We start from the raw sequence: 25208 nt of genomic DNA, 5'->3' as shown, positions 1-25208 counted from the left end.
GTCCTAAATATACATTTTCAGAAACTTTTACTTTCTTAGATGCAAAGGCTAAGAAAACTAAACGACTTATAGATTAAGTTATTCGTGTTTCACTAACTCAGAGCTCTGTTTCAGCTAGTGCTTATTTAAGCGAATCAACAGTGAGTATAAGGAAAAGCTCTATCTGTAACTACCTAAAAAAAACATTTAAAATAGATAAAGAAAAAATAACTCATATATGTATTGATGATTTTGCTACTAAAAAAAGACATACATATGGAACTATTATGATTGATATAAATACAAGATGTATTGTTGATATATTAGATTCAAGAGATGCTAAAGATGTTGCCACATGGCTGAAGGCGTATGCCAATTTAAAAGTAATTGTAAGAGATGGATCTATTAGTTTCAAGGCTGCTATAGATATTTCTCATCCAAAAGCAATTCAAGTAAATGATAGATTTCATATGCTTAAAAATTTAATTAAAGCATTAAAAAAAGCTATTCAAAGATTAATTGTTGGAAGAATAGAGATACCTCTCACCTCCGAGGAAGCGAAGCAACGTTATATGTATCTTACAGAATTAACTCGGAAAAGAAAAAATACTTGAATCTAAAAAGCTACGTCAAGAACTACTGTCATTTGAAAAAATCGCTAATCAGCTACGTATAAGTACATCTACAGCTATTAAGTATGTAAAAATGGATGTATTAGACATAAAAGATACTTGTACCACAAAAGAGGACAAGAACATATAGATGCCGTCAACAAAGTGAAATTCAAGATTGAACGAGTTCATATGTTAAATAACCAAGGCTTACAGATAACAGAAATATCAAATATTACAGGTTATAGCTGTTCTAGTATTTCCAAATATCTTTCAAAAGATTATAATGCAGTTCACGGTCAATATGGGGTATCGAGATCTAGTCCATTAGCCCCATATAGAGATGAAATATTAACCCTTAGATCACAAAAATCACCTATGAAAAAATTACTGATATTCTCAGAGAAAGAGGATATTCTAGTAGCTATTTTTTATACGAATCTCGGTTTCTATAAATTTACAGGCAGATCTCTTTGCCTAATTTCAATATATTAGTATCATGAGATACTATAACAATAGTTTTATTATTTATATTATTTATGATTTGTGTAGCAAGTCCAGATCCCATAGCAGAAAAAGCCTCATCAAATAATAACAATGGTCTATCTTGTAATAGCCCTCTAGCTATGGCTATACATTGTTTTTGACCACCTGAAAGTGTTACATTTTGAGAAAAAATTTGAGTTTCATATCCATCAGGTAAATTAATAATAAAATCATGTATACATGCCATACGAGCAGCATTTTCTATCTCTTCCATGGTGCTATCAGTGGTTCCTAATGCAATATTATATTTTATTGAGCCTTCAAAAATCAAATTATTTTGTGGAATATATGATATAAGATTACGCAGATCTTTAACACTATATTTCTTTAAGTCAATGTTCCAAAGCTTTACATTACCTTCATCATAAGTACAAAACCCCATAATAACTTTAAGTAGTGTTGACTTCCCTTTACCACTGCAGCCTGATAATATTGTCAATTTATTATTATCAATAGAACTATTGAAATCTTTTAAGACATAATTATCTTTTGTATATGAAACATTTAAATTTTCAAATACTATTGCATCTTTACATCCAAATTCTATATCAGCTATTTTAACTTCATAATTTTCAGTTGGAAGATTAATTACATCAAAAATTCTTTCGGCACCTGCTAATGATTGTTGCAATCTTAAATAAGAACTTCCTATTGATGTTATCATGGTAATTATAAGACCTACCATTTGAGTGCTAAGTATAATTTCATTAAGCTTAATTATATTTTGTGAAAATAAATAAATACATAAAAGAATTGTACCCGTATATTTAAAAATAGATTGTATTGTATCAACTACAGTTACAGTCGCCTCAACCTTAGCAGATTGTTTATTGATAGTATCATACTTATGTAATCCTATTCTAAAGCCATTATACAAATAATTTGATATATTAAGTGACTTTATTGCAAATCCGTTAGAAAATATCTCAGAAAACTGCATTAAAAGTGTACTATTATTTTTCTGATTAAGAATAAATATTCTCCTAAAAATTTTACCCATAAAGATATTTATAGATAAAAATATAAAACTTAAAATTAAAGCCCAAAATATTAAAAAATAGTTTACTTTAATAAGTACTATTATAGCTCCAACTCCAGATATTAAATATAATAATGGTTGAATAATATCATTTCCATATATAGTAGCTGCTATATCAACATCAGAATTTATTCTGAATAATAATTCAGAATGTTTCCCAATTTTATTTATATTTTCAATTTTGCCATAAAGAATAGATTTGAACATTTTATTTCTAATATAATCTGTTATATTTTTTAAAGTAATTGATTGTAAAAATTGAAATATTGAATCTGATATTAAAAATATAATTAGTATAAAAACAAACTTGGAAATACTTTTAAATAAAAGTATGTTACTATAATTTTGTATTATAGTTATAATCGATGAATATAGTAATGCATTAAGTAAGTTTATAAATAAATTTCTACTTGCTACACCAAATGTAGCTATTCCGTAAGATAACCAGTATTTCTTTATTAAAAAAAACATATTAAATAATCGTTTAAAATCTCTTTTCATAGTTATATCCATTCCTTTCGCAAGCTCAAGGTACAAAACGTAATGAAAATATGCCATTTGATTTCATAAAATATTTATTTAAATAGACTTTACCCTAAAAAACTAATAATTTCGGATACTATTTGCTAATATTTTGAAAAGGCCAACACTTTTTACACGTATATCGGCATGTAGCATATTTGCCATGCGCCTTTATTTTTGTGGTAACTCACAGTTTAATTTTCAACCTTTCACCAAACTTTCTAAACTAATAACTCTACTGTTATCATCAATAATACTAGTATCATGAGTAACTGTAATTATAACTTTATTTTTACCAATTTTTGAAAGTGTTTTCTTTATATGTTCTTTATTTTTAATATCTAATGCTGAATAAGGCTCGTCTAATAAAAAAATAGGTGAATTAGCTAAAAAAGCTCTTGCTAGGGATAATCTTTGTTTTTGTCCTCCTGAAATACCATATCCATCTTCCCCAATATTAGTAAAATAACCCTTTTCCATGTTTACTATTTCAGTATGTATTCCAGCTAATTTGCATACTTCTTCAATATCTTCTTTTGTAGAATTAGGTTTGACTATTGATACATTGTCATAAATAGTACCACTGAAAAGAAATACATCTTGTGTAACAAACGAAATTATTGATCTTAAACTTTCAATATTACATTCTTTTAAATTTTGTTCATACAGATATACGTCACCTTTATAGTGCTGTAAAAAACCTGCAATAATCTTTAATATAGAGCTTTTACCACTTCCAATAGGACCGATTATGTATATATGCTCTCCTTTTTTTATTTTTAAATTAAATTCATTTAAGATTATATCATTTTCATTATAAGAAAATGATACATTCCTCATTTCTAAAACTATTTTACTATCGATTTGAACTAGTTCTTTGTTACCTAAGTTCTCACATGGAGCAAGTAAATATTTATTTAACCTCTCAATATTAACCTTAGTTTTTTTTGTTATAAAAATAGTATTTGAAAACTTCATAATAGGATCAATAATATAATCAGTAAGCATAAGGATTGTGAAAAATGTCCCAATAGTGATATAAGAATTACTAACAAGCCAACCACCATAACCAACAGTAACTAATACAGTTAAAAAGCTAGTTAATATAGAAATAGCACCACCAAGTGATTCAAGCTTTGCTAAAGTTCTATTATATTCATTAGATTGTTTAAGTTTACCACTATAATTATCTAATGAATTAACTTGAATTGAATAAGCTTTCACTAACTCTATATTACTCAGAGTATCATGTAATGTTTTATTTGCATTTGAAAAAATTTCCTGAAAAGTTTTATATTTTTTTTGTAATAAATTACTTGATATATTTATTACAAAAACAGGAATTGTAGATGATATTATTAGTAGTATAGCTAAGTAAAAATTTATTTTAAAAATAAGTATGCATGTAATAAAAAATAAAAAAGCATCAGAAACTGCAATACCAACTATTCTATTTATATAGTTTCCAACACCATTTACATCTGTTGTAAAAGTATTAATGGCATCTCCATTATTTTGATTATTTAACCATGCTTGATTACAGTTGGATATTGAATAAGTTAATTTATCTAATAGCTGTTTACATGTAAATCCAATTAATCTTTTTAATATATATTTATTTATAAAGCTTCCAGTGACTAATATAAATATACAACCTGTAATTCTAATTAGTGTATAATGTATTTCATTGACTATACCTATTTGATCAATTATATTACCACTATATTTACGTAATTGAATATTGCATATTGTTACGATACAACTAATTATTATCGAACTAATTATAAGTGGAAAATTAAACAACAGTACATTAATTAAGTTTAATTTTTTTTTCATAAACTTTCCCCTTTAAAAAATTTGCGTTCTGTTAAGTTATATGAACATTGCACTTCTCTCACCTTAGAAGTATACTAAGTTTTCCTAAGACAAAATATTCCCCCCGAAGGAGAGAAGAGCAATGAACAAAACAAACATAAAATGTCCTCGCTGCCATTCTGATCAATTATACAAGTTTGGAATGGATAAGCAGGCTAATCAAAAATATCAATGTAAAAAGTGTAATCATGTTATAGTTCAATATCACAATACCAATATTGACTTAGCTTCCAGTGAACTTGTTTCTGGTTCATTGTCAATGAAAGGTATGAGATTTCCCTTAAATACTTTCCTTACTGCACTTACTTTATATTTTCTTAACAACTCATCAACTAGAGCGATAGCTCAATTCTTATGGGTTACACAAAATATTAAAGTATCCCATGTAACAATAGCTAGCTGGACAAATAAATTTGCTCCATTTTTTAAGCTAAAGGCTGATAAGTTTAAAGAAAATTTAAAAAGGATAAATAAGATTTCATATTAATTCTATTTATCAAATAACGTTGGAAAGAACAGTCAAATATATACTGCATTAAATAAACTCCATTCATATTTTATAAGATAAAAAATTTAAATTCTTACTTCATTTCTTCATCTTCATAAAACATGCTGAATTTCAATTTAAAATCAATAATTATATATCCCTTTATCCCCCTACATATTTAAAAGCCAAATATAAAAAGGTAATGCTATTAAAAACATAACTGTAGTTAATCCTATAGATACAACGGCTTTTTTCTCATCTGAGCCATAACTCTTAGCTACTATAGCTGAACTAGTCATGGTAGGCATTGCTGATTGTATAACAAATACAGTTCTCATCATTTGTGGAATAGGTATAATTCTAGTAAGTATTAGCATGATTCCAGGACTTATTATGAATCGTCCAATTAATATACTTACATTAAATTTATCTAACTTTACATCACTAAATTTGATTTTATATAAAATACACCCTATAAAAATCATAGATAAAGGTGTAGTTAATCCACCTAAACTTTTGCTTGAATCTTGTAGAAATAAAGGAAGTTTAATTCCTAAAAGTACTAATATTATACCTGCTATATATCCGAACAATGATGGTGATAAAATCTTTTTAAAACCATCCTTAGAGAATATAGGCTCTACACGTCTTCCAAACCTCTTCGCTCCATCCTTACTAATCTCACTTATCCCTAGTGTCCAAAAACAAGTGGTATTTGCTATGTAATATAGTAATACATAAGGAACACAAACTTCGCCTAACAAAGCTATGTTAATTGGTAACCCCATAAATATACTATTAGAGTTAAAGAATAATGTTCTATATAACCCCTTACTATCAGAGTTAATCTTTAACATATTAGAAAATAGTATAGATACCCAATAACATATTATTATAGCTATAAATGGTATTATAGCTGCCTTAACCATAGATAAAAAGCTCGACTTTTCAAAATTTGATGTAATTGTATTTAACATCATAAGAGGCATGGATATATTTAAAATAACCTTAACTATAGTGTTTGTGAACTCTTCATCAAACCAGTGGTTGCCTGTTAAGACATATCCAACCCCCATCATTATCATCATACTTAATACTATATGTACTCCTTGCATTATAGTAGACATCTAAATTATCACCTCTTTTTCTATTAATCTCTTCTTCTCTAGTTTATATCTATAACCTATAGTTACCCTTACAATACCTAAATCATAGAATTTTCTCGAAGAATAAATGCCTCTTTTAACCTCCATACTACGAACTCCAAATCATAAATCACTATTTTTTATAATCTTAATAAGTTCTTACAAGTATTTTTTATTATTTCCATTATATCACATATTACCTTTGATATAATTTTTACTTTTTTTACTTATCCATTACTTTTTTTATTTTATAATGCCTAATTATACAATTACTTATTTTAAAATCCTATTATAAAAAATAAATGAAGTTATCATATTAAAATATATAAGAACAATACGATGGGTTATTTAATTAAAATAACTTATTTTATTGTTTTTATATTTCTTTTTATGACAACTTCATTTTGTTTATATAAAAAAGTCTATCTATTATTCTTCATATTTTCATTAATTGTAGCATTAGTTGCTTTAATTAATGGAACTACACCACTTACTATACTTAATCCTAACATTAATATTATAAGTAATATTAATTTAAAAGTCGTTATAGGTAATTGAGAATATAATACATCATAACAACTCAAGCTTATTATAAAAGCTATTACATTTCCAATAAAGGCTATTAAAATAAGTGAGCCATATATCACAACCCCAATATTTAATCTATCCCATCCTAAGGTATTTAGTATTCCTATTTCTCTCTTTCTACTTTCTACTATAGAAGAAAACCTATCAAAGGTTGTAAATATAATTAATGCAAAGGCTCCTATAGTTAAAATTAAAGCCATGTTATTTGTTGATAAGTTTACTTGGCTTCCTAAAGCCGTATTCCCTATATTATTTCTTGTTGCTTGTAAAGATAGATAAGTGAATATTCCCAGTGCTCCACTCAATGCTATTTGAGTTACAGTAAGAATATATCTACCTTTGTTTCTTATTACTTCATTTATAATCATTTTATTTAAAGAATCATTAAACATACTCCCTCTATAACTTATTCTCTTACGACTACTTATTAATGGATATAAATATGAAATTAAAACAACTAATAAATTACCTATTATTAGTGTTACAGTTACTATTTCTGTTAAGAATTTTATTTCAAATTTCATATTCAAAATTATAGTCATAATTATAACTAAGGCACTAGAAATAATTGATGCTAGAATATTCTCCCCGCATATAACCTTAGCTATTTCCTTATCTCCCCATCCAACACTCTTTAATATCTGGATTTCATTTTTTCTTGTTAATAAATATGAGCTTATTCTATTTATTATAAATAAAAAACCACATATAACAAATAACATTACTAATATAAAGCCTATCATATCCCATGAGTCTGTTATTTTTAAAGCTGTCCCAAGTGTAACCCACCTTTGAATAACTTTTCCTATTCCTTGAACTTCCCCTTTTCCTTCTATTGATGCAACTATATTTTGTGTGGAACTTCCTGCCACTATATCAACATGAAGCCCTGTCTTTTCATTGATTTCCATAGCTATTTGTTGAATTTTACTTTTTGCTATATCATCATATTTATCAATTCCAGCAACTTTAACTCTTATTGCATCAATTGGATTCTCTCCCTTAATAAGCGTCGCCGCCTCTAATGTTGTATAGCCTTGAGGTACTGATGAAGCAATAGTTCCTGGTACACAGGTTGGGTATACCTTCTTATTCTCTACCTTTTCTCCATATTCATTTTCAACTTGAGTTAAATAAGTGTCTCCATATATACCAAGTGGAGTCCCATTTAACTTTACTTCATCACTGTTGTACAATTTTCCACCATCAAAAGATCCTACAGTGGTAAACTTAAATGCAGCTTTATTATTATCTACTATAGCTTTAACCTCTTCTCCATGCTCCTCTAACTCTCTAAAAACAAGAAGGTCACCAATAGCATTCTTAGCTTTTACACTTATCTCTTCTCCATTTTTGCTGTACTCAAGTGGAGTTGAAGAATAATATTTTGTACCTTGATAAATATTAGGTGAAACCTTTCCAGTCTCAGATTTCCAATCATTTTGAGGCTCTACATCAATATTTACTGGTTTAAAGGGAGTAATATACTCTGTTAAATCAATCGTTTTTTCTTCTGAAGATAAAACCCCTATATTATTAATACTTTCATAAGTAGAATCTTTAAATTTTAAATATGGATTATCCTTATTTTCTTCAAAATCTACTCGTGAAACATCATACTCCTCTAATTTTTTATGATCCCCAAGGTTATCCTCTAATAATTTCTCTCCCTTATGTCTATCTATATCAAGTTTGTCTATTTTCATATTTACACTAAAAGGATAAGTAGCAGATGTGTTTCTAATTATAGGTATTTCATTATAATTTATTCTTAAATCACTAAACTCGCTAATTCTTTCATTACGCTCTTTAATCTCGCCATTCTTTAAATATATCCCTTCCTCTATAAAACTATCAATACCAGATAATTTAGCTTCTGCATCTGGGTCGATTGCTACTAACATAGACCATGTTTTAGGCATTTCTAATATATAATTAAAATACTCCGGCTTATAAAATAATGCTCCATATTCATCTTCTTTATCTCCATAAAATACTTGAGACATATTCCCCTTAAAATAAGTACTATACATACCAATTCCATAAGAAAGACAATATGGCATAATAGGGTCTGTACTACTATTAGTTGTTTGCTCATTCACAGAACCATTTTCTCTAATTGTAGTGGCTATATCAACTATACCCTGTTGTGTTGTTTCCCTTGTTAAAATATTTTTTCTAATAGTTGGAATCGCAAAAACCTCACCACTTTTAATTGTATAATCCTTCACCCCATCTGAAGTTACATAATCAAGTTTTATTTTATAACCCTTATCATCCCTTGGTAAAGTAACACCTAAAGTACTATTGCTATCAGCAAAATATCCAAGTGATGCTATTGGTGCAACTACCTCAATACCAGGTATTCCTTTTATAGTTTCATAATTATCTAAGGATATTGAACCCTTAATACCATCAATATAATTTTCTTCTATAAGCTTATTTTCCTTTTCTAAAGCAGTTATAGAATCTTCATTTCTAACCAGAATATCATACTGACCTCTTCCGTATTTTTCTATATCCTCTGTGATTATAGCTTTAGATGTATATAAGGATGCTATTCCCACAGGAATGCAACTGAATATAGTAAATAAACCAACCATTACAAATATAAAACTTCCCTTATATTTTTTTATTGACTTAAATATATAATTCAGCATTATTATTTACCTCAACTTTTATTATCTTGCCATCTCTTAAATAAATAGTTTTTTTTGCTCTTTTAGCTGCCTCCATATCATGTGTTGCCATTATAATTGTATATCCATCATTATTAAGCTTTTCAAATATATTCATTATGTCGTCCCTAAACTTAGTATCTAAATTCCCCGTTGGCTCATCTGCAATTATAATTTTAGGTGAATTTATAAGCGACCTAGCAATAGCTAATCTTTGCTGCTCTCCACCTGACATTTGAGATGGTAAATGTTTAGTTCTATTTTCTAATCCAACACTCCTTAAAAGTTCCTCTCCTCTGTTTCTTAAATTAAAACTTGTCTTATAAGGTATTAATGGTAAAATTACATTCTCAATTGCTGATAAATGAGCTAATAGATTAAAGGATTGAAATACATACCCTATATCTTCCCTTCTTAGTTTATTAATCTCCTTTTTAGATAGATCCTTTACACTCTTACTATCTATAGTTAATTCTCCATCTGTAAGTTCATCTTCACATCCCAATATGTTTAAAAGCGTAGACTTTCCAGAGCCTGAAGGCCCCATAATAGAGATAAAGTCACCTTTTTCTATTTTTAGACTGTCAATATCAAGTGCTATAACCTCTACTTCTCCTAGGCTATACTTTTTTTTCATATTTTCGCCACTAATCACTGAAGACACCATATAACTTCCCCCTTAAAATTATACAATTTACCTACCTATAAATTTAAACCTTAATAAAATGTACAGCTTCACATCCACTTATTTTTTGCTTTAATCCCCTTAAATTTTGTTTGATGATTTAAATAAAACCAGCTCTTTTTATATTGTCAGATTATTCAGAATTTTTATTGCGTATGAATTTACTTGTTGAGATCATTATATACTTAAAACTTTTATTACTACTTATTATATAATATTTTTATAGTTTTATTTACATTTATTTTATATTTTATTTATATTTTCCTAACAATATATCTACCTCAAAACATTTTATTAATACTAGACTTTTAATACATATCTTTAATCCAATATTCATGCATAACACATAATATCTTGTATTTACTACAAATTTAATCTTTGATATTTCTACCCTATAAATAAATAAGCTTCATATAGAGAATCCATCTCCACATGAAGCTTAAAATTTATCTTATATTTTTTTTACTTCTAATACCTAACTTATATACTAAGTTTAAACTAATTACCTGCAGTAATCTTAAATTGATTATCTACATTTTATTTAATAATTAAAGATACATATGATAAAAACTTATTCTTTAAATATATATACTTTACAATATTAAACCTACATATATTATAATTTTTTTCATGTTGATCTCTTTAACTATACTTATTTTCAGTCATTTTAGATTTTTATCTTCAAAAAACTTATATTCTCTTTTATTGATAATATTTCAAAATTGTTTTTCAATATTAAGAGATTAGTATATATTCTAGCCCTAGCATAAAGCTTTTATTATAGTTGCTACATCTTCTACATCACTAGCACTTGCCATAGATACTAATGACTTTTTATATCTAAGAGGTACTGCTAATACAGCTGTTTTTATTCCGCCTACTTCTTTATGAATAGGACCTCCCTCAGATGTTTCAGTTCCTACATTTAATTGTAGACTTACATTATCCTTTTCTGCTGCCTTTTCTATTTCCTCTCTTAATTCTTGAGAAGCAATTAAGTTTTTATCCTTTATTCTAAGAACTGGGCCTTTACCTAATTCTATTTTTCCTTCTCCACCTATGAAGTCACCTGCTCCATGAGTAGATACCACAACACATTCATCTGGTCTTATACTAAAGGCTGCAGCTCTTCCTCCTCTTCCTTCAAGCTCACCTTGAGAAGAGAATACAAAATAACATTCTTTAGAAGGATTCTCTAATTCTTTTATAGCCTTTAATAAAGCAACGCATCCTAAAGCATTATTAAGTCCTGATGCTTGAATTCTACCCTTTTTATTTAAAGAAGGATAATTAAATTTACAAATGTCGCCCTCTGTTACAAGCTTAGTAGCTTCTTCTTTATTTTCAACCATTATATCAATAAATAAATCTGAGAAGTTAGGTTTTTCCTTCGCAGCTATGACTCTACCTCTAGTTCCATTAGCAAATTCTACAAAAGCACCTACAGCCTCTGAACATTCAACTTCTCCAATGTTCTCTACTCTTAAAAAACCGTTATCTTCTATATAAGTTACCATTAATCCAACTTCATCCATGTTAGCTGTGAACATTATTTTTTCTTTTCCACTACCTATTTTAACAATTAAGTTCTTTAAGCAATCCTCTTCTATTTTGCAATCTACATCTTTAAGTTGCTCTTTTATTACTTCTATTGCTCCAGTTTCACTTCCACTTACTCTAAAAGAATTTATTATATCCATTAACATCTTTTTCATATCTAACCCACCCTATTTAAAAGATTTTAGCCAAGCTTTAACTAGCTTCGTAGTATTTTCAAAATCATCTTTACTAATAACAGAAACAGAAGAATGTATATATCTACATGGAACAGAAATAGTAGCAACCTTAGCTCCTACCCCTGTTGATACCATAGCTCCAGCATCATTTCCACCTGCTGTTGCACGTCTACGTTGATATGGTATATTGCTGTCCTCTGCAACCTTCATTATTTTCTCTGTTAGCTCTCTATCAAAAATGCTTGTTCTGTCCATCATTGAAATAGCTGGACCCTTTCCAATCTCTGTAGCTCTTAAATGTTTTGGAACATTAGCCATGTCAGCACAAATAGTTCCTTCTAATGCTAATCCTATATCTGGTTGAACTTCATAGGAAGATATAAGTGCCCCTCTATCTCCTATTTCCTCTTGCACTGTAAAGGCTGCATATAAATCACAATTATAGTTTTCCTTTAGTGCTTCTATTAGAACTGCACAACCAACTCTATCATCAAAGGCTTTTCCTTTTAAAAGTCCGTTTCCAAAGTCACCAAAGACAGTATCAAATATAGCGTAATCTCCTAAGGCAATTACTTTCTTAACTTCTTCCTTAGAGTTAGCTCCTATATCAATGCAATAATCATCATAACTTAAGGCACTAGTTCTTTCCTTAGCACTTTGAAGATGTATAGGCTTTAAACCAATTACACCCTTAATTTTATTTTTACCTATATATACAACCTTACAAGGTGCTACCTTAGCATTAACTCCACCTAAAGATGCAAACTTCAAAGTACCATCTTCATTATATTTAGTTATAATGAATCCAACCTCATCCATATGTGCATCTAAAAGCACCTTAGGTCCATTTCCTTTTTTATGAGCAATTATATTACCCATTAAATCAACCTTAATTTCATCTACATAAGGTTTTATTTCTTCTTTTATAATGTTTCTTACATCCCCCTCATAACCTGAAGGTCCATGTGCCATAGATAATTTTTCTAATAACATAATAATTCCTCCAAATCACTACTAGCTACCTTTTCAATGAATTTAGCAATTATTCTTCCTGTATTTAAGACATCTTGCATATTAATCATTTCTACAGTAGTATGCATATATTTTTGAGGTATTGAAATAAGAAGTGTTGGTATACTCTTTCTAACTGTTTGAATATCCCAAGCATCTGTTCCTGTGCATCCAGCTTCCACCTCAACTTGATAAGGAATATCATACTCCCTTGCAATTTCAGTTAACTTCTCTCTGAATTTTGGATGTATATTAGGTCCAATACATATAACCGGGCCATTACCTAGCTTAGTTTCTGTTCCCTTATATCCCATATTTCCACTATCGAAGGTTACATCTATTGCTATACCTAATGTAGGATTTAAATCAAAGCTACTCATCTTAGCTCCCCTATGTCCTACCTCTTCTTGGCAAGATGCTACAAAGTAAACATTTAAATCATGTTTTATATTTTGAAGTTCCTTAGCACAACTAAACATAGCAGCTATACCAACTCTATCATCTAAAGCCTTGCAAACAACGTTATCATTTAAAAGTTCATGAAAATCCCTTTTTAATGTAACAAAGTCGCCTATTTTAACTGTTTTCTCTACTTCTTCCTTACTTCTACCTGTATCAATTAAAAGATCTTCAATTTTAACTCCGGCCTTTCTATCCTCATCACTCATTAAATGAGGTGGTTTTATACCTATAATTCCATCTATCTTTTCTTTTCCGTGAATTAAAACCTCTTGAGATACAAGCGTTTTAGCATCAATACCTACCCCTACAAACTTTAAAAAACCATTTTCACATACCTCTGTAACGTATAAAAATACCTCATCAGCATGAGCCATAAGCATTATGCTAGCCTTTCCATTTCCCCTTTTAATAGCATAGGTATTATATAAGTTTCCTTGTTTAACCTCATCACAATAAGGCATGAAACCTTCCCTTATAACAGGATAAAGTAAATCCTCTCTCCCACTAGGTGCATTAGTTAAACAAAGCTTCTTTAGCAAATCCTTTTCTATCATAAAATCACCTACTCATTTTTAATATATTATTGTGCCAAAACTAATTAACTACTATATAACTATTATAAAACATATAAGTCTTATAAAAAACTACTATAAATAGATTTCTATAAATAATGTGAAAAACCTCTATTATTATCCAAAATATAATTACTCTATAAAAATCTAAACTTCTTCAATCCTACCTTATCTTTACTCACTTCTCATTTACCTATTCCTAATTACCCCTTATCCTTTATTTTTTTATTTCATTTTTTATTTCTATTCATAAATCATTTTGCTTAATCTTCTCTTTTGAGCTTTCATGCATTTTCATAATTTCCTTCTTCTTAACTTATCCGCACTATAGGATATAGCTTGTCTAAGTTTCTCCACACTTTCACTCTTCTTAATCCACGCTCTTTTCCCTCTTTCCACAAACTTCTTTTATAATATTTTAACAAAGTATTGCATATACTATAGAGTGGAATTATTGAAATTGACTCTTGTATTTATTAAAAACAAGTTAAAATTTCTTTAATATAGCATTTTTCTCTTGATTTAACAAAGTTATTTTGTTAAAATTATAACAAACAAAGTTTATTTTAGGAGGTTTTATTATGTGGGAACAAACTCTATCATTAAATCAAATCGCTGAAATAAGATGTAAGTCTACTGTATACTTAGGTGTTGGTGCTATAACTAAAATCTTTGATATAGTAAAAGAACTTAAAAGTAAAAACATAAACAAAATTATAGTTATTACTGGTCATGCTTCTTACAAAAAAACTGGTGCATGGGATCATGTAGAAAAGGCATTGAATGAAAACAATGTTGAATTCGTATTATATGATAAAATTACTGCAAACCCAACAACCACTCATGTAGATGAAGCTACTGATATGGCACGTAAATTAGGTGCTAAAGCTATAATAGCTATTGGTGGTGGTAGCGTAATAGATGCTGCTAAAAGTACTGCTATTATGGTTAACTATCCAGATAAAACATGTTCTGACTTATTTGAATATAAATTTACCCCTGAAGTTGCTCTTCCTGTAATTGCAGTAAATACTACTCATGGAACTGGAACAGAGGGAGATAGATTTGCCGTTGTTAGTGTTCTTGAAAAGAAATATAAACCTTGTACTGCATACGATTTAGGATATCCTATGTATTCAATAGATGATCCAGCTTTAATGACAGGACTTCCTAAAAATCAAACTGCATATACTGCAATAGATGCTATGAATCACGTTATTGAAGCATCAACTACAACTGTAGCTAATCCTTACTCTATCATGCTTGCTCAAGAAACTGTAAGGTTAATAGCTAAATACTTACCATTAGCTTTAGAAGATGGTAATAATATTGAAGCTAGATATTACTTAACTTATGCTTCACTAATTGCAGGTATAGCTTTTGATAATACTTTGCTACACTTAACTCATGCTCTTGAGCATCCATTAAGTGCAATAAAACCAGACTTAGCACATGGATTGGGATTATCAATGATACTTCCTCCAATAGTAAAATATACTTATGAAGCTAAACCAGAGGTTTTAGCAACTGTTCTAAGTCCAATAGTACCTAATATAAAAGGTGTTAAAGAAGAAGCTGATATGGTAGCCGCTGGAGTTAAATCTTGGCTTGCAAAAATGGGAGTGGCAGACACACTTAAAGACCATGGCTTCACAGAAGATCACATAAGTGAACTTACTGATTTAACTTTCAATACCCCAAGCTTAGGATTATTGCTAGATTGTTCACCTGTAAAAGCTACACCTGAACTAATAAGCGATATTTATAGAAAATCACTTTAAATAGATAATCACTTTAGTAAAAATCATTAATTTATAGCCATGAACTTCACTGATTAAAAGTTCATGGCTAATATATGAAGCTACTGAATTTTAATTTATCGATCCAAGTTATATACTAAAAATAATTAAATAAATACTTACTTACTTGAATTACATAAATCCCTAAATATATAAAGTTTCTAAATTATAGATTTTTACTGTTATATGTTAAGTTTAAAGAGATGCTTAAAAATTAAAAGCATCTCTTTAATTTTTAAGCAACACCTTTATACCACCTTAACTTTTTAACTTATATAATTTATACAACACTAGATAATTAACTTAGTACTAATTTATTGGATGTATATTTGTATAAGTAAATCTTTATACTAAATAAACCTACATATTGTTAAAAAACTAACTTAATATCAATAACTATAACTAAATATAGGGTAATTTTCATTTTTAAATTTTAACCTATCTATTAAAACTTTGAATTTTTTAGTAATTTATATACATTTATTATGATTTTGTAGAATTTTATTTTTTTAAAATGATATAATAAGTTTAACTAATAAATTTTATATATTTAACATTACGTATATAAAATAAATTTTTATTAAAAAGGAGTTCATATTATGACTGTAGATATAAAGGATAAACCCTTTTTCTGTTTATGGAGCGGAGGAAAGGATTGCTGTTTGTCACTATATAGAGCCATAGATCAAGGAGGCCAACCTCAACTTTTGTTTACATTATTTGATGACCAATTTGAAAATTCTTATAATCACAGGCTTTCTAGAGATATAATCTATGCTCAAGCTAAGTCTTTAAATCTTCCAATCGAAATAGCTGAAGCTACTGAAGATGATTACGAAAAAACTTTTTTATCTTCTCTTGAAAATTTTAAAAGCTTATTTATTGACTTTGGAGTTTTTGGTGGAACAGACGTAATTGCTGAAAGTGACTGGAATAGTAAGGTTTGTTCTAAATATGACATAGAAGCTTGTTATCCTCTATCTGATAACAACTCAAAGGATTTATTAACTGAATTCTTAGATTTAGGTTTTGAAGCTATAATTATAGCTGTTAAAGATGAGGTTTTAGATACAAGCTACTTAGGACGCCACCTAAATAAGAGTTTAATAGAAGAACTAGAACTTAAAGGTGTAGATGTTTGGGGTAAAAATGGGGAGTATCACACATTAGTTATTGCAGGTCCTTTATTTTCCAAAAGAATAAATATAATACCTAAAGAAATTCACTCAATTAATGGTACTAGCTATTTAAATCTTGATATTAACATATAAAAATATACTTAACTTATTAAAGTTTATTGTTGAATTAAATCTATAATATATTTATATAATAAAAAAGATAACCAGAGATTGTAATTATAAAATCCTTGGCTATCTTTTATTTTATATATTAGTTAGTTACTTTAACCTTACCAGATCCTAACTCTAAAACTCTAGTAGAAACCTTACTCACAAACTCCATATCATGAGTAATGATTAATATTCCTATACCGTCTTTAGCTAACCCCTTTATAATATTAGCTACTTCGCATGTTAAGCTTGGATCAAGTGCAGATGTTGGTTCATCAAAGCATATATACTTAGGTTCCATTGCCAATGCTCGTCCTATTGCAACTCTTTGCCTCTGTCCTCCCGATAGTTCATAAGGATAGCTATTTTCCTTTTCTTCTAGCCCTAGATTCTTAAGTATCTCCGCACACTTCTTAAGTGCATCTGCCTTATTAACTTCTAAGACATTTATAACAGCTTCTGAAATATTCTCCATAACGGTCATGTGAGGAAATAAATTTAAACTTTGAAATACAAAACTTAAATCTCTTCTTATTTCTCTTAGCTCTTTACCCTTAATATATTCACCATCTTTACACAAACACTTATCATCAATATAGATATTTCCATTATCACACTTCTCTAAAGCATTGATAGTTCTTAATAAGGTTGTCTTTCCCGCTCCTGATGGTCCAATTATACTAAGAATCTCTCCCTGTTCTAAATCAAAGGATACATCTTCTAAAACCTGTATTCCCTTAAAGCTTTTATTTATATTTCTTACCTTTATCATATTTTAAATTTAGTGAAGGTGTGTAATTGTAAGTAACACCTTAGCTCACTACTCCTCCTTTCTATGACTTATAATGGGTATATTTAGTTTCAATACCACTTAATAGCTTACTTAAAATAGCTATTATAGCTAAATATATTGCTCCAACTAAAAATAAAGGTATAAGTGATGTATCTCTATTACTAGCGATCTTCCCCACTCTAAGTAGTTCCGAAATACCAACTACATATATAAGTGAAGTATCCTTAACTAAGGTTATAACTTCATTAGTAACTGAGGGTAAGACCTTCTTTATCATTTGTGGAATTAAAATCTTTCTTAGTGTATATATCTTAGAAAATCCCAAAACCTCAGCAGCCTCATACTGCCCTTCATCAATATCCTTAATCCCCCCTCTAAATATTTCTGCAAAGTAGGCTGTATAATTAAATACAAAGGCTATAATAGCTGCCGTAAACCTCTCAAGTGAAATATTCAAAATAGGAAATCCAAAGAAAATTACTACTAATTGAAGTAGTAAGGGAGTACCCCTCATTATATAAATGTAAGAACTACTTATTACTCTTAATATTTTTATTTCAGAAAGCCTAGCTAAGGCTACTATTATTCCTAAAGGAATCGATAAAACTAAAGTTATTGCAAATACCTCTAAAGTAACTCCTAATCCTTCCACCATAGAGGGGATTAAACTAAATATATACTCCACTTCAAACTCCTCCTTACTCTTCTGTATTTATTATATTTTCACCAAACCACTTTATTGATATTTCTCCCATAGCTCCATCCTTTTTCATATCATCTAAGGTATTATTTAGTTCCTTTAAAAATTCTTTATCTTCCTTTCTAATACCTATACCGTATTCCTCATCTCCAAAGTCATCCTTAAGTATCTTATATTTGTTTTCTCCTCTGCTTTTTATATAGTATCTAATCATTATTTCATCAGCCACTACTGCATCTGTTCTCCCAGCCTCTAAGTCCATTAAAGCATCATTGTTAGTATCAAATAATACAACCTCTCCATTTTTAAATTGATTAACTAACTCTGGTTCTGAATTTATAGCTTCTAGGGAGCTTGATTCTGCTTGTGCTGCAACTACCCTATTCTTCAAATCTTCCTTTGAATTAATCTTTGATTCACTTAAGGTTATAATAACTTGTCTATTTTTTAAATATGCCTTAGTAAAAGCAACCTGTTCTTTTCTCTTTTCATTTATAGAATAACCATTCCAAATCATATCGATATTCTTATTTTTTAATTCTTGTTCCTTCATAGACCAATCTATTGGTTGGAACTTAACCTTCTTATTCATTCTTTTAAAGGCTTCCCTTGCAAGGTCTACATCAAAGCCAACTATATTACCCTTATCATCCCTAAATCCCATAGGTACAAAGGTATCATCCATACCAATAACCACTTCATCCTTTAAGTTAGCTTCTCCCTTATCTTTAGCTTTGCCACACCCAGTAAGACTAAATAAAATAGATAAACAAGCAATAAGCATTGCCACAACTTTTAATAGATTTTTTTTCATTTTCAAACTCCTCCTAAAATAATTTTATTAAAGTTACTTAGCATTACCTTAGGGTTCATTTATGCAATAAAAAACGCCCCCTAAGTTTCTTAAAAACTTAGAGGGCGAAAGTATTCACTTCCACGGTCCCACCTCTATTTGTTAAATAGTCGCCTACTTAACCTCTAAAAGTACGGCTATTTATAATAGCTTATACTCCGGCACTATAACGGGCGCACCCGGAAACAGTCTACTTCCTATTTAGGTTTCGGTGTTCAACTCAAAGATGTGTTCAAAATGACTTCTTATGCTCCTCTCACCAACCGGAAACTCTCTGTAAAAGACTCTTCATTTCTACTATTTCTTATCACAGTGTTTTTTTATTAACTTTATCATGCTACCATGCTACCATAGTAAATTGAATTTGTAAATACCTATTTTAGAAATTTTTAAATGTTTACTATTTTCATTAACTGTATTAAGATTTTAATATTAATGTGCTTATTAAACATATACAAGTACGCAATAAGAGAGAGGGGAGGATTTAGTGGGTTATTTGTACTAAAGGTACTTATTCTCACTAAGGATAAAGTATGAATATTGCTATTGTGTTAGCTGGTGGAAGCGGAACTAGAGTTGGTGGTAACTTACCTAAACAATTTATTGATATATGTGGAAAACCATTGATTATCCACACATTAGATGCTTTTAATTCTAATGCCAATATAGATTATATCATTGTAGTTTGTAGAGAAGATTTCAAATTAACTTTAAAAACATGGATTGATGATTTTAACATATCAAAGGTTAAAGATATTATAAGTGGAGGAACTACAAGACAAGAATCAGTGTTTAAAGGTCTTACTTACTTAAAAGATATTTGCTGTGAAAATGACGTTGTACTTATACATGACGGTGCTAGGGCATTAGTATCTTCAGATATAATTAATGATAATATAGTTTTAGCTAAAAAATATAAGGCTGTAAACACTGTTATACCTAGTTCAGATACTGTAATCAAAAGTGTTGACAAAAGCTCTATTTCTAGTGTTCCTGATAGAAGTGAATTGTTTTTAGCTCAAACTCCTCAAAGTTTTGAATATGGGTTAATTATGAAAGCTCATAATGTAGCTTTAAAGAGTGAGAGTATAGATGCTACTGACGATTGTCAATTAGTGTTTAAATTAGGTAATAAAGTTCAGTTCGCTAAGGGCAACAAGCTTAATTTTAAAGTTACTACTCCAGAGGATCTTATTTTATTAGAAGCTATACTTACTTTCAAAAAATAAAAATTAGGTTTTATTAAGAAAATTTCATCTAAGTATTATACTTTGTAATATTAAATCTACATCATCTTAATTTATTACATGTTAATTTTTTTAACTTATAAAATATTAGTGAAGTTTACTTAATGCAAGATATATATTAATTCTTATATCACATATATTTTTTGACTCTGATTAAAGAAAAATGAGACTGTATTAAGAAGCCTTTTATAATATATTGTTTTAACCTTAAGTGCAATATATCATAATCGTAGCTCTTACTATTGCAGTCTCATTTTTTTATTACATAGCTTCACCTAAATTTTTGTTTGCAAATTGACTATTATATAAATCTGCATAGAAACCTTGTTTCTCCATTAATTCTTCATGGTTTCCTTGTTCTATTACTGTACCACTCTTCATTACTAATATTAAGTCAGCATTTTTTATAGTAGACAATCTATGAGCTATTACAAAACTTGTTCTTCCCTCCATTAAGGCATTCATAGCCTTTTGGATATTAGCTTCTGTTCTTGTATCTACACTACTTGTTGCCTCATCTAATATTAGTATTGATGGATTAGCAAGAATGGCACGAGCTATAGTAAGCAACTGTCTTTGCCCTTGAGATATGTTAGTTCCTTCCTCATTAAGTACTGTGTCATATCCCTCTGGTAAGGTATTTATAAAATGGTCTGCATATGCCATCTTTGCAGCTTCAATTACTTCTTCTTTAGTTGCTCCTTCTCTTCCATAAGCTATATTTTCCATAATAGTCCCATTAAATAACCAAGTATCTTGAAGAACCATACCAAATTTGCTACGTAATTCAGCTCTTGTTAATTTGGTTATATCTGCACCTTCTATGTATATAGTTCCACCATTTAATTCATAAAAACGCATTAATAAATTTATCAAAGTCGTTTTTCCTGCTCCTGTTGGTCCAACTATAGCAATAGTTTCTCCCTTGTGAACATCTAAATTCATATCCTCTATTAAAATATGATCTTCATTGTATCCAAATTTAACATGTTCAAATTTCACCTCAACCTCTTTACCATTATCAGCTTTTCTAAATTGCTCTAAAACTATAGGTTCTTTAGGATCTGGAATAACCTCTGCTTCATCTAAAACTTCAAATACACGTTCTGCTGAAGCTACTGTAGACTGAAGTATATTTGCAATATTAGCTGTTTGAACTATTGGCTGAGTAAATTGTCTAGAGTATTGAATAAATGCTTGAACATCGCCTAAATTTATTCTTCCTTGTGTTACAAGAACACCACCTAAAACACATACCATAACATAGCCTAAATTATTAATGAAGTTTATAGCTGGCATTATTGCCCCGGATATAAATTGAGCCTTCCATCCAACATTATAAAGCTCTTCATTTATTTCATTAAAGGTTTCTATAGAAGTATGTTCATGATTAAATGCCTTTACCACTTTATGACCTGTATACATCTCCTCAACATGACCATTTAAATTCCCTAAGACACGTTGCTGACCTGCAAAGTATTTTTGAGATCTCCCAGCAATTAATTTTGTAGCTATTGCTGATAATGGTAGGGTTATTAAGGCTATTACAGTCATAACTCCACTTATAGTAAACATCATGTATAATACACCAATAATAGTTATAACAGAAGTTATAAGTTGCGTTATACTTTGTTGAAGAGTACTACTTACATTGTCAATATCATTGGTAACACGACTTAATACTTCTCCATGAGTGTTATTATCAAAATACTTTAAAGGTAAACGAGCAAGCTTATTATTTATATCATCACGCATATTAAAAACAGTATTTTGGGCAACCGTAGCCATTATATACTGTTGAATATATGAAAAAACTGAACTTAAAACATAAAACCCTAATAGTATAAATAAGATTCTATATATTGCTTGAAAGTCTATAGCTGCACCTGGTACACCATTTATCTTTGATACAGCTCCTTCAAATAATTTATTAATAGCTTCTCCCAATACTTTAGGTGCTAAAACAGTAAATAATGTACTTAAAATTGCTGCTATAAATACTAAAGTCAATTTAAATCCTTGTGGCTTTAAGTAAGATAAAAGTCTTTTTAAGGTTCCTTTAAAATCCTTTGCCTTTTCTGTTGGCATTCCCATTCTAGGACCATGTCCCATAGGGCCTTTATTAGAATTGCTATTTCCTTTCATTTTCTAGTTCCTCCTCTGAAAGCTGTGATGAAACTATCTCATAATAAACTTTGCAGTTTTCCAATAATTCTTTATGAGTTCCAATTCCAGCAACCTTTCCATCGTCCAAGACTATAATTCTATTTGCATCCATAATCGAACTTACCCTTTGAGCAACTATTATTACAGCGGAGTCCTTAGTTTCCTCTTTAAGTGACTTTCTTAATTTTGCATCCGTTTTAAAATCTAGTGCTGAGAAACTGTCATCAAAAACATATATCTCTGGTTTCCTAACTAAAGCTCTTGCTATTGATAGACGTTGTTTTTGCCCACCGGATACATTAGTACCACCTTGAGATATCATTGATTCATATCCATCTTCCATATTATTTATAAACTCACTAGCTTGAGCTATATCAGCAGCTTTTCTTATCTCTTCTTTTGTTGCATCCTCTTTACCATATCTAATATTTTCATTTATTGTTCCTGAAAATAAAACTGCTTTTTGTGGCACAAAACCAATTTTATCTCTAAGATGCTCCTGCGACATATCCTTTATATCTATTCCATCAACTAATATAGTCCCTTCTAATACATCGTAAAACCTAGGAATTAAGTTAACTAAAGTTGATTTTCCTGATCCTGTACCACCTATAATTGCAGTTGTTTCCCCAGGGCTTGTAGAAAAACTTATATTTTCTATAGCATAATTTGAGCTTCCAGGATAAGCAAAGCATACATCCTTAAATTCAATATACCCTCTTTTATTACTATAATCCTCTTCTATCTTAGGATCAGTTATGTCTAACTCTTCATCTAATACCTTATTTATTCTATCTGCTGAAACAGAGGCACGAGGAATTAATACAAACATCATTGATAGCATCATCAATGAAAACATTATTTGCATTAAATATTGTATAAAGGCCATTAAATCTCCAACTTGCATTGCCCCTATATCTATACGTTTACCACTTATCCATACTATTATGATAGTAGTAATATTAATACATAACATCATAGCTGGCATTAAAGCCCCCATAATTCTATTAACCTTTATAGCGGTTTCTGTTATATCTTTATTTGCTATAAAAAACCTCTTTTTTTCCACCTCTATACGGTTAAAAGCTCTTATTACCCTTATTCCTGTCAATTGTTCACGTAATACTAAGTTCAACTTATCTAATTTAATTTGCATACTCTTAAATAAAGGTATACCCATCTTAGCAATAATACCTATAATCACTGCAACAACTGGTATAACCACTAATATTATAAGTGATAATTTAGCATCCTTAGATACAGCCATGATAAAGCCTCCAATTGCCATCATTGGAGCACTAATCATCATACGCAACATAATTATAAGTACTTGTTGAATTTGATTTATATCATTAGTAGTTCTAGTTATCAATGAAGATGTTCCGAATTTATCAAATTCCTCTAAAGAAAACGTTTCAACCTTTTCAAATAAACTTTTTCTTAAATCTCTACCAAAACCAACTGCTACTTTAGATGCGAAATAATTTGATGCAATTACACAAATAGCACCTATTGCAGCTACTAATAGCATAAATCCTCCTGTTCTTGTTATATAGCTAGTATCTCCATTTACTATACCGGTATTTACTATATCAGACATTAAGTTAGGTAAATATAAATCTGAAAGTGCCTGAAAAAATACCAATATAAAAACTCCTATTACTAAGAATTTATATGGTTTTAGAAGCTTAAATAATTTCATCATAAAGTTATCACCTCTTAACAAAGTTTTACTCAAAATCTTAATATTACATCTTCAAAGCATTAAATAAATTTTATAATTTCTGAAGCTTTATATTTAAGATCTACACTTAAGTATTTGATGAAATCTTATATTTAATTCACATATAAATTCTTCAATAACTAACTACTTAGGAAAATTATTCTTATATTTCTAATTGCATTCGTATTAACTTTTTTATTAATATTATTGCCTAACTTTATCTTTAAAATTAAAATCTAAAAGTTAATCTTCAATATTTCAATTATTGTATAAATTCTAATTAATGTTCTACATTTTTAATAATACCTATATTTACTTTATATTGAATCTTACCTCTATATATTCAAATGTCGTTTATTAGAATATATAGAGGACTTTTAAGCAACAAAAAAAGTTTAGCTTGTCGACAAACATCACTAAACTTTTTTATTGTTTTTTTAACTCACAGTGTTTTATATTATTTATTTATAATTTTAATGTATTTTGTTAAGAATTTATACCTATTATTACTATATATTCATTGCTTATTCACACTTAAAAAAACAGTTACAAAAACTTCTTTATGTTGTAACCATTTTTTACTTTTACGTAACTTCTTAGCCTGTTCATTGTACTATAATGAAGACATAAAGAGATTCAGATGATTAAACCAATGGATTAAGAGTATTCATTAAGAATTTTTTAGTTTAGAGATTATATAAA

General features: G+C 29.0%; 18 protein-coding genes, 1 pseudogene and 1 other annotated feature. Of the genes and pseudogenes, 5 read left to right on the top strand and 14 right to left on the bottom strand.

The genetic code is table 11. From position 1 onward, the window contains the following. Positions 1 to 140 precede the first annotated feature (140 nt). The gene (locus tag BUA48_RS14510; protein ID WP_072832783.1) at positions 141 to 593 is read left to right on the top strand and encodes a transposase; all 453 of its coding nucleotides are present in this window, start codon (positions 141 to 143) and stop codon (positions 591 to 593) included. 454 nt (positions 594 to 1047) lie between these two features. On the opposite strand, the gene BUA48_RS14505 is transcribed toward BUA48_RS14510, so the two are convergent. Further along, on the bottom strand, positions 1048 to 2676 hold the full coding sequence (locus tag BUA48_RS14505; protein WP_072832782.1) for an ABC transporter ATP-binding protein: 1629 nt from the start codon (positions 2674 to 2676) through the stop codon (positions 1048 to 1050). Between the two features lie 222 nt (positions 2677 to 2898). Further along, positions 2899 to 4533: an ABC transporter ATP-binding protein gene (locus BUA48_RS14500; protein WP_072832781.1), complete on the bottom strand. Its 1635-nt coding sequence runs from the start codon at positions 4531 to 4533 to the stop codon at positions 2899 to 2901. 121 nt (positions 4534 to 4654) lie between these two features. Here BUA48_RS14500 and BUA48_RS14495 point away from each other — a divergent pair. After that, positions 4655 to 5032: pseudogene (locus BUA48_RS14495) on the top strand (transposase); the annotation flags it as partial. Between the two features lie 197 nt (positions 5033 to 5229). On the opposite strand, the gene BUA48_RS14490 reads toward BUA48_RS14495, so the two are convergent. The 7 genes from BUA48_RS14490 to BUA48_RS14465 form a co-directional block, all read right to left on the bottom strand. Continuing rightward, a complete protein-coding gene (locus BUA48_RS14490; protein ID WP_072832779.1) occupies positions 5230 to 6186 on the bottom strand; it encodes an AEC family transporter in 957 nt (318 codons plus the stop codon). After that, complete coding sequence (locus BUA48_RS15965; RefSeq protein ID WP_278336849.1) at positions 6187 to 6312, bottom strand: hypothetical protein; 126 nt, start codon at positions 6310 to 6312, stop codon at positions 6187 to 6189. Between the two features lie 314 nt (positions 6313 to 6626). Then, complete coding sequence (locus BUA48_RS14485; protein WP_072832778.1) at positions 6627 to 9452, bottom strand: FtsX-like permease family protein; 2826 nt, start codon at positions 9450 to 9452, stop codon at positions 6627 to 6629. Then, positions 9433 to 10137, bottom strand: a complete 705-nt coding sequence (locus BUA48_RS14480; RefSeq protein WP_072832777.1) for an ABC transporter ATP-binding protein — start codon at positions 10135 to 10137, stop codon at positions 9433 to 9435. Before BUA48_RS14480 ends, BUA48_RS14485 begins: the two co-directional genes overlap by 20 nt. A 779-nt stretch (positions 10138 to 10916) precedes the next feature. After that, positions 10917 to 11870 carry a zinc-binding metallopeptidase family protein gene (locus BUA48_RS14475; protein ID WP_072832776.1) on the bottom strand — a complete coding sequence of 318 codons (954 nt, stop codon included), beginning with the start codon at positions 11868 to 11870 and terminating at the stop codon, positions 10917 to 10919. Positions 11871 to 11882: 12 nt separating this feature from the next. Beyond that, positions 11883 to 12884 carry a M42 family metallopeptidase gene (locus BUA48_RS14470; RefSeq protein ID WP_072832775.1) on the bottom strand — a complete coding sequence of 334 codons (1002 nt, stop codon included), beginning with the start codon at positions 12882 to 12884 and terminating at the stop codon, positions 11883 to 11885. Further along, positions 12875 to 13918, bottom strand: coding sequence for a M42 family metallopeptidase (locus BUA48_RS14465; protein WP_072832774.1), 1044 nt, complete (start codon positions 13916 to 13918; stop codon positions 12875 to 12877). The genes BUA48_RS14470 and BUA48_RS14465 overlap by 10 nt, the downstream gene beginning before the upstream one ends. Before the next feature lie 599 nt (positions 13919 to 14517). Between BUA48_RS14465 and BUA48_RS14460 the strand changes: the two genes are divergently transcribed. Next, positions 14518 to 15717, top strand: coding sequence for an iron-containing alcohol dehydrogenase (locus BUA48_RS14460; protein WP_072832773.1), 1200 nt, complete (start codon positions 14518 to 14520; stop codon positions 15715 to 15717). 617 nt (positions 15718 to 16334) lie between these two features. Beyond that, positions 16335 to 17006 (top strand): Dph6-related ATP pyrophosphatase, encoded by a 672-nt coding sequence (locus tag BUA48_RS14455; protein WP_072832772.1) that lies wholly within the window; start codon positions 16335 to 16337, stop codon positions 17004 to 17006. A gap of 118 nt (positions 17007 to 17124) precedes the next feature. Here BUA48_RS14455 and BUA48_RS14450 read toward each other — a convergent pair whose 3' ends face one another. The 3 genes from BUA48_RS14450 to BUA48_RS14440 form a co-directional block, all read right to left on the bottom strand. Further along, positions 17125 to 17796: an amino acid ABC transporter ATP-binding protein gene (locus tag BUA48_RS14450; protein WP_072832771.1), complete on the bottom strand. Its 672-nt coding sequence runs from the start codon at positions 17794 to 17796 to the stop codon at positions 17125 to 17127. A gap of 61 nt (positions 17797 to 17857) precedes the next feature. Beyond that, positions 17858 to 18502, bottom strand: a complete 645-nt coding sequence (locus BUA48_RS14445) for an amino acid ABC transporter permease (RefSeq protein WP_072832770.1) — start codon at positions 18500 to 18502, stop codon at positions 17858 to 17860. 13 nt (positions 18503 to 18515) lie between these two features. Further along, complete coding sequence (locus BUA48_RS14440) at positions 18516 to 19331, bottom strand: amino acid ABC transporter substrate-binding protein (RefSeq protein WP_072832769.1); 816 nt, start codon at positions 19329 to 19331, stop codon at positions 18516 to 18518. A 97-nt stretch (positions 19332 to 19428) separates the two neighbouring features. Further along, positions 19429 to 19690, bottom strand: a binding site (T-box leader). A 213-nt stretch (positions 19691 to 19903) separates the two neighbouring features. Here BUA48_RS14440 and ispD point away from each other — a divergent pair. Next, positions 19904 to 20599, top strand: a complete 696-nt coding sequence (gene ispD / locus BUA48_RS14435) for a 2-C-methyl-D-erythritol 4-phosphate cytidylyltransferase (RefSeq protein ID WP_072832768.1) — start codon at positions 19904 to 19906, stop codon at positions 20597 to 20599. Positions 20600 to 20878: 279 nt separating this feature from the next. Here ispD and BUA48_RS14430 read toward each other — a convergent pair whose 3' ends face one another. Both BUA48_RS14430 and BUA48_RS14425 read right to left on the bottom strand, forming a co-directional pair. Further along, the gene (locus BUA48_RS14430) at positions 20879 to 22762 is read right to left on the bottom strand and encodes an ABC transporter ATP-binding protein (RefSeq protein ID WP_072832767.1); all 1884 of its coding nucleotides are present in this window, start codon (positions 22760 to 22762) and stop codon (positions 20879 to 20881) included. Next, a complete protein-coding gene (locus BUA48_RS14425; protein WP_072832766.1) occupies positions 22749 to 24488 on the bottom strand; it encodes an ABC transporter ATP-binding protein in 1740 nt (579 codons plus the stop codon). The genes BUA48_RS14430 and BUA48_RS14425 overlap by 14 nt, the downstream gene beginning before the upstream one ends. Between the last annotated feature and the right edge of the window lie 720 nt (positions 24489 to 25208).

Origin of the sequence: Clostridium collagenovorans DSM 3089 (assembly GCF_900130005.1) — a bacterium.
Lineage (GTDB): Bacteria > Bacillota > Clostridia > Clostridiales > Clostridiaceae > Clostridium_D > Clostridium_D collagenovorans.
Note: the sequence above shows the minus strand (reverse complement) of the source record. Positions and strands in the feature narration are given on the sequence as shown.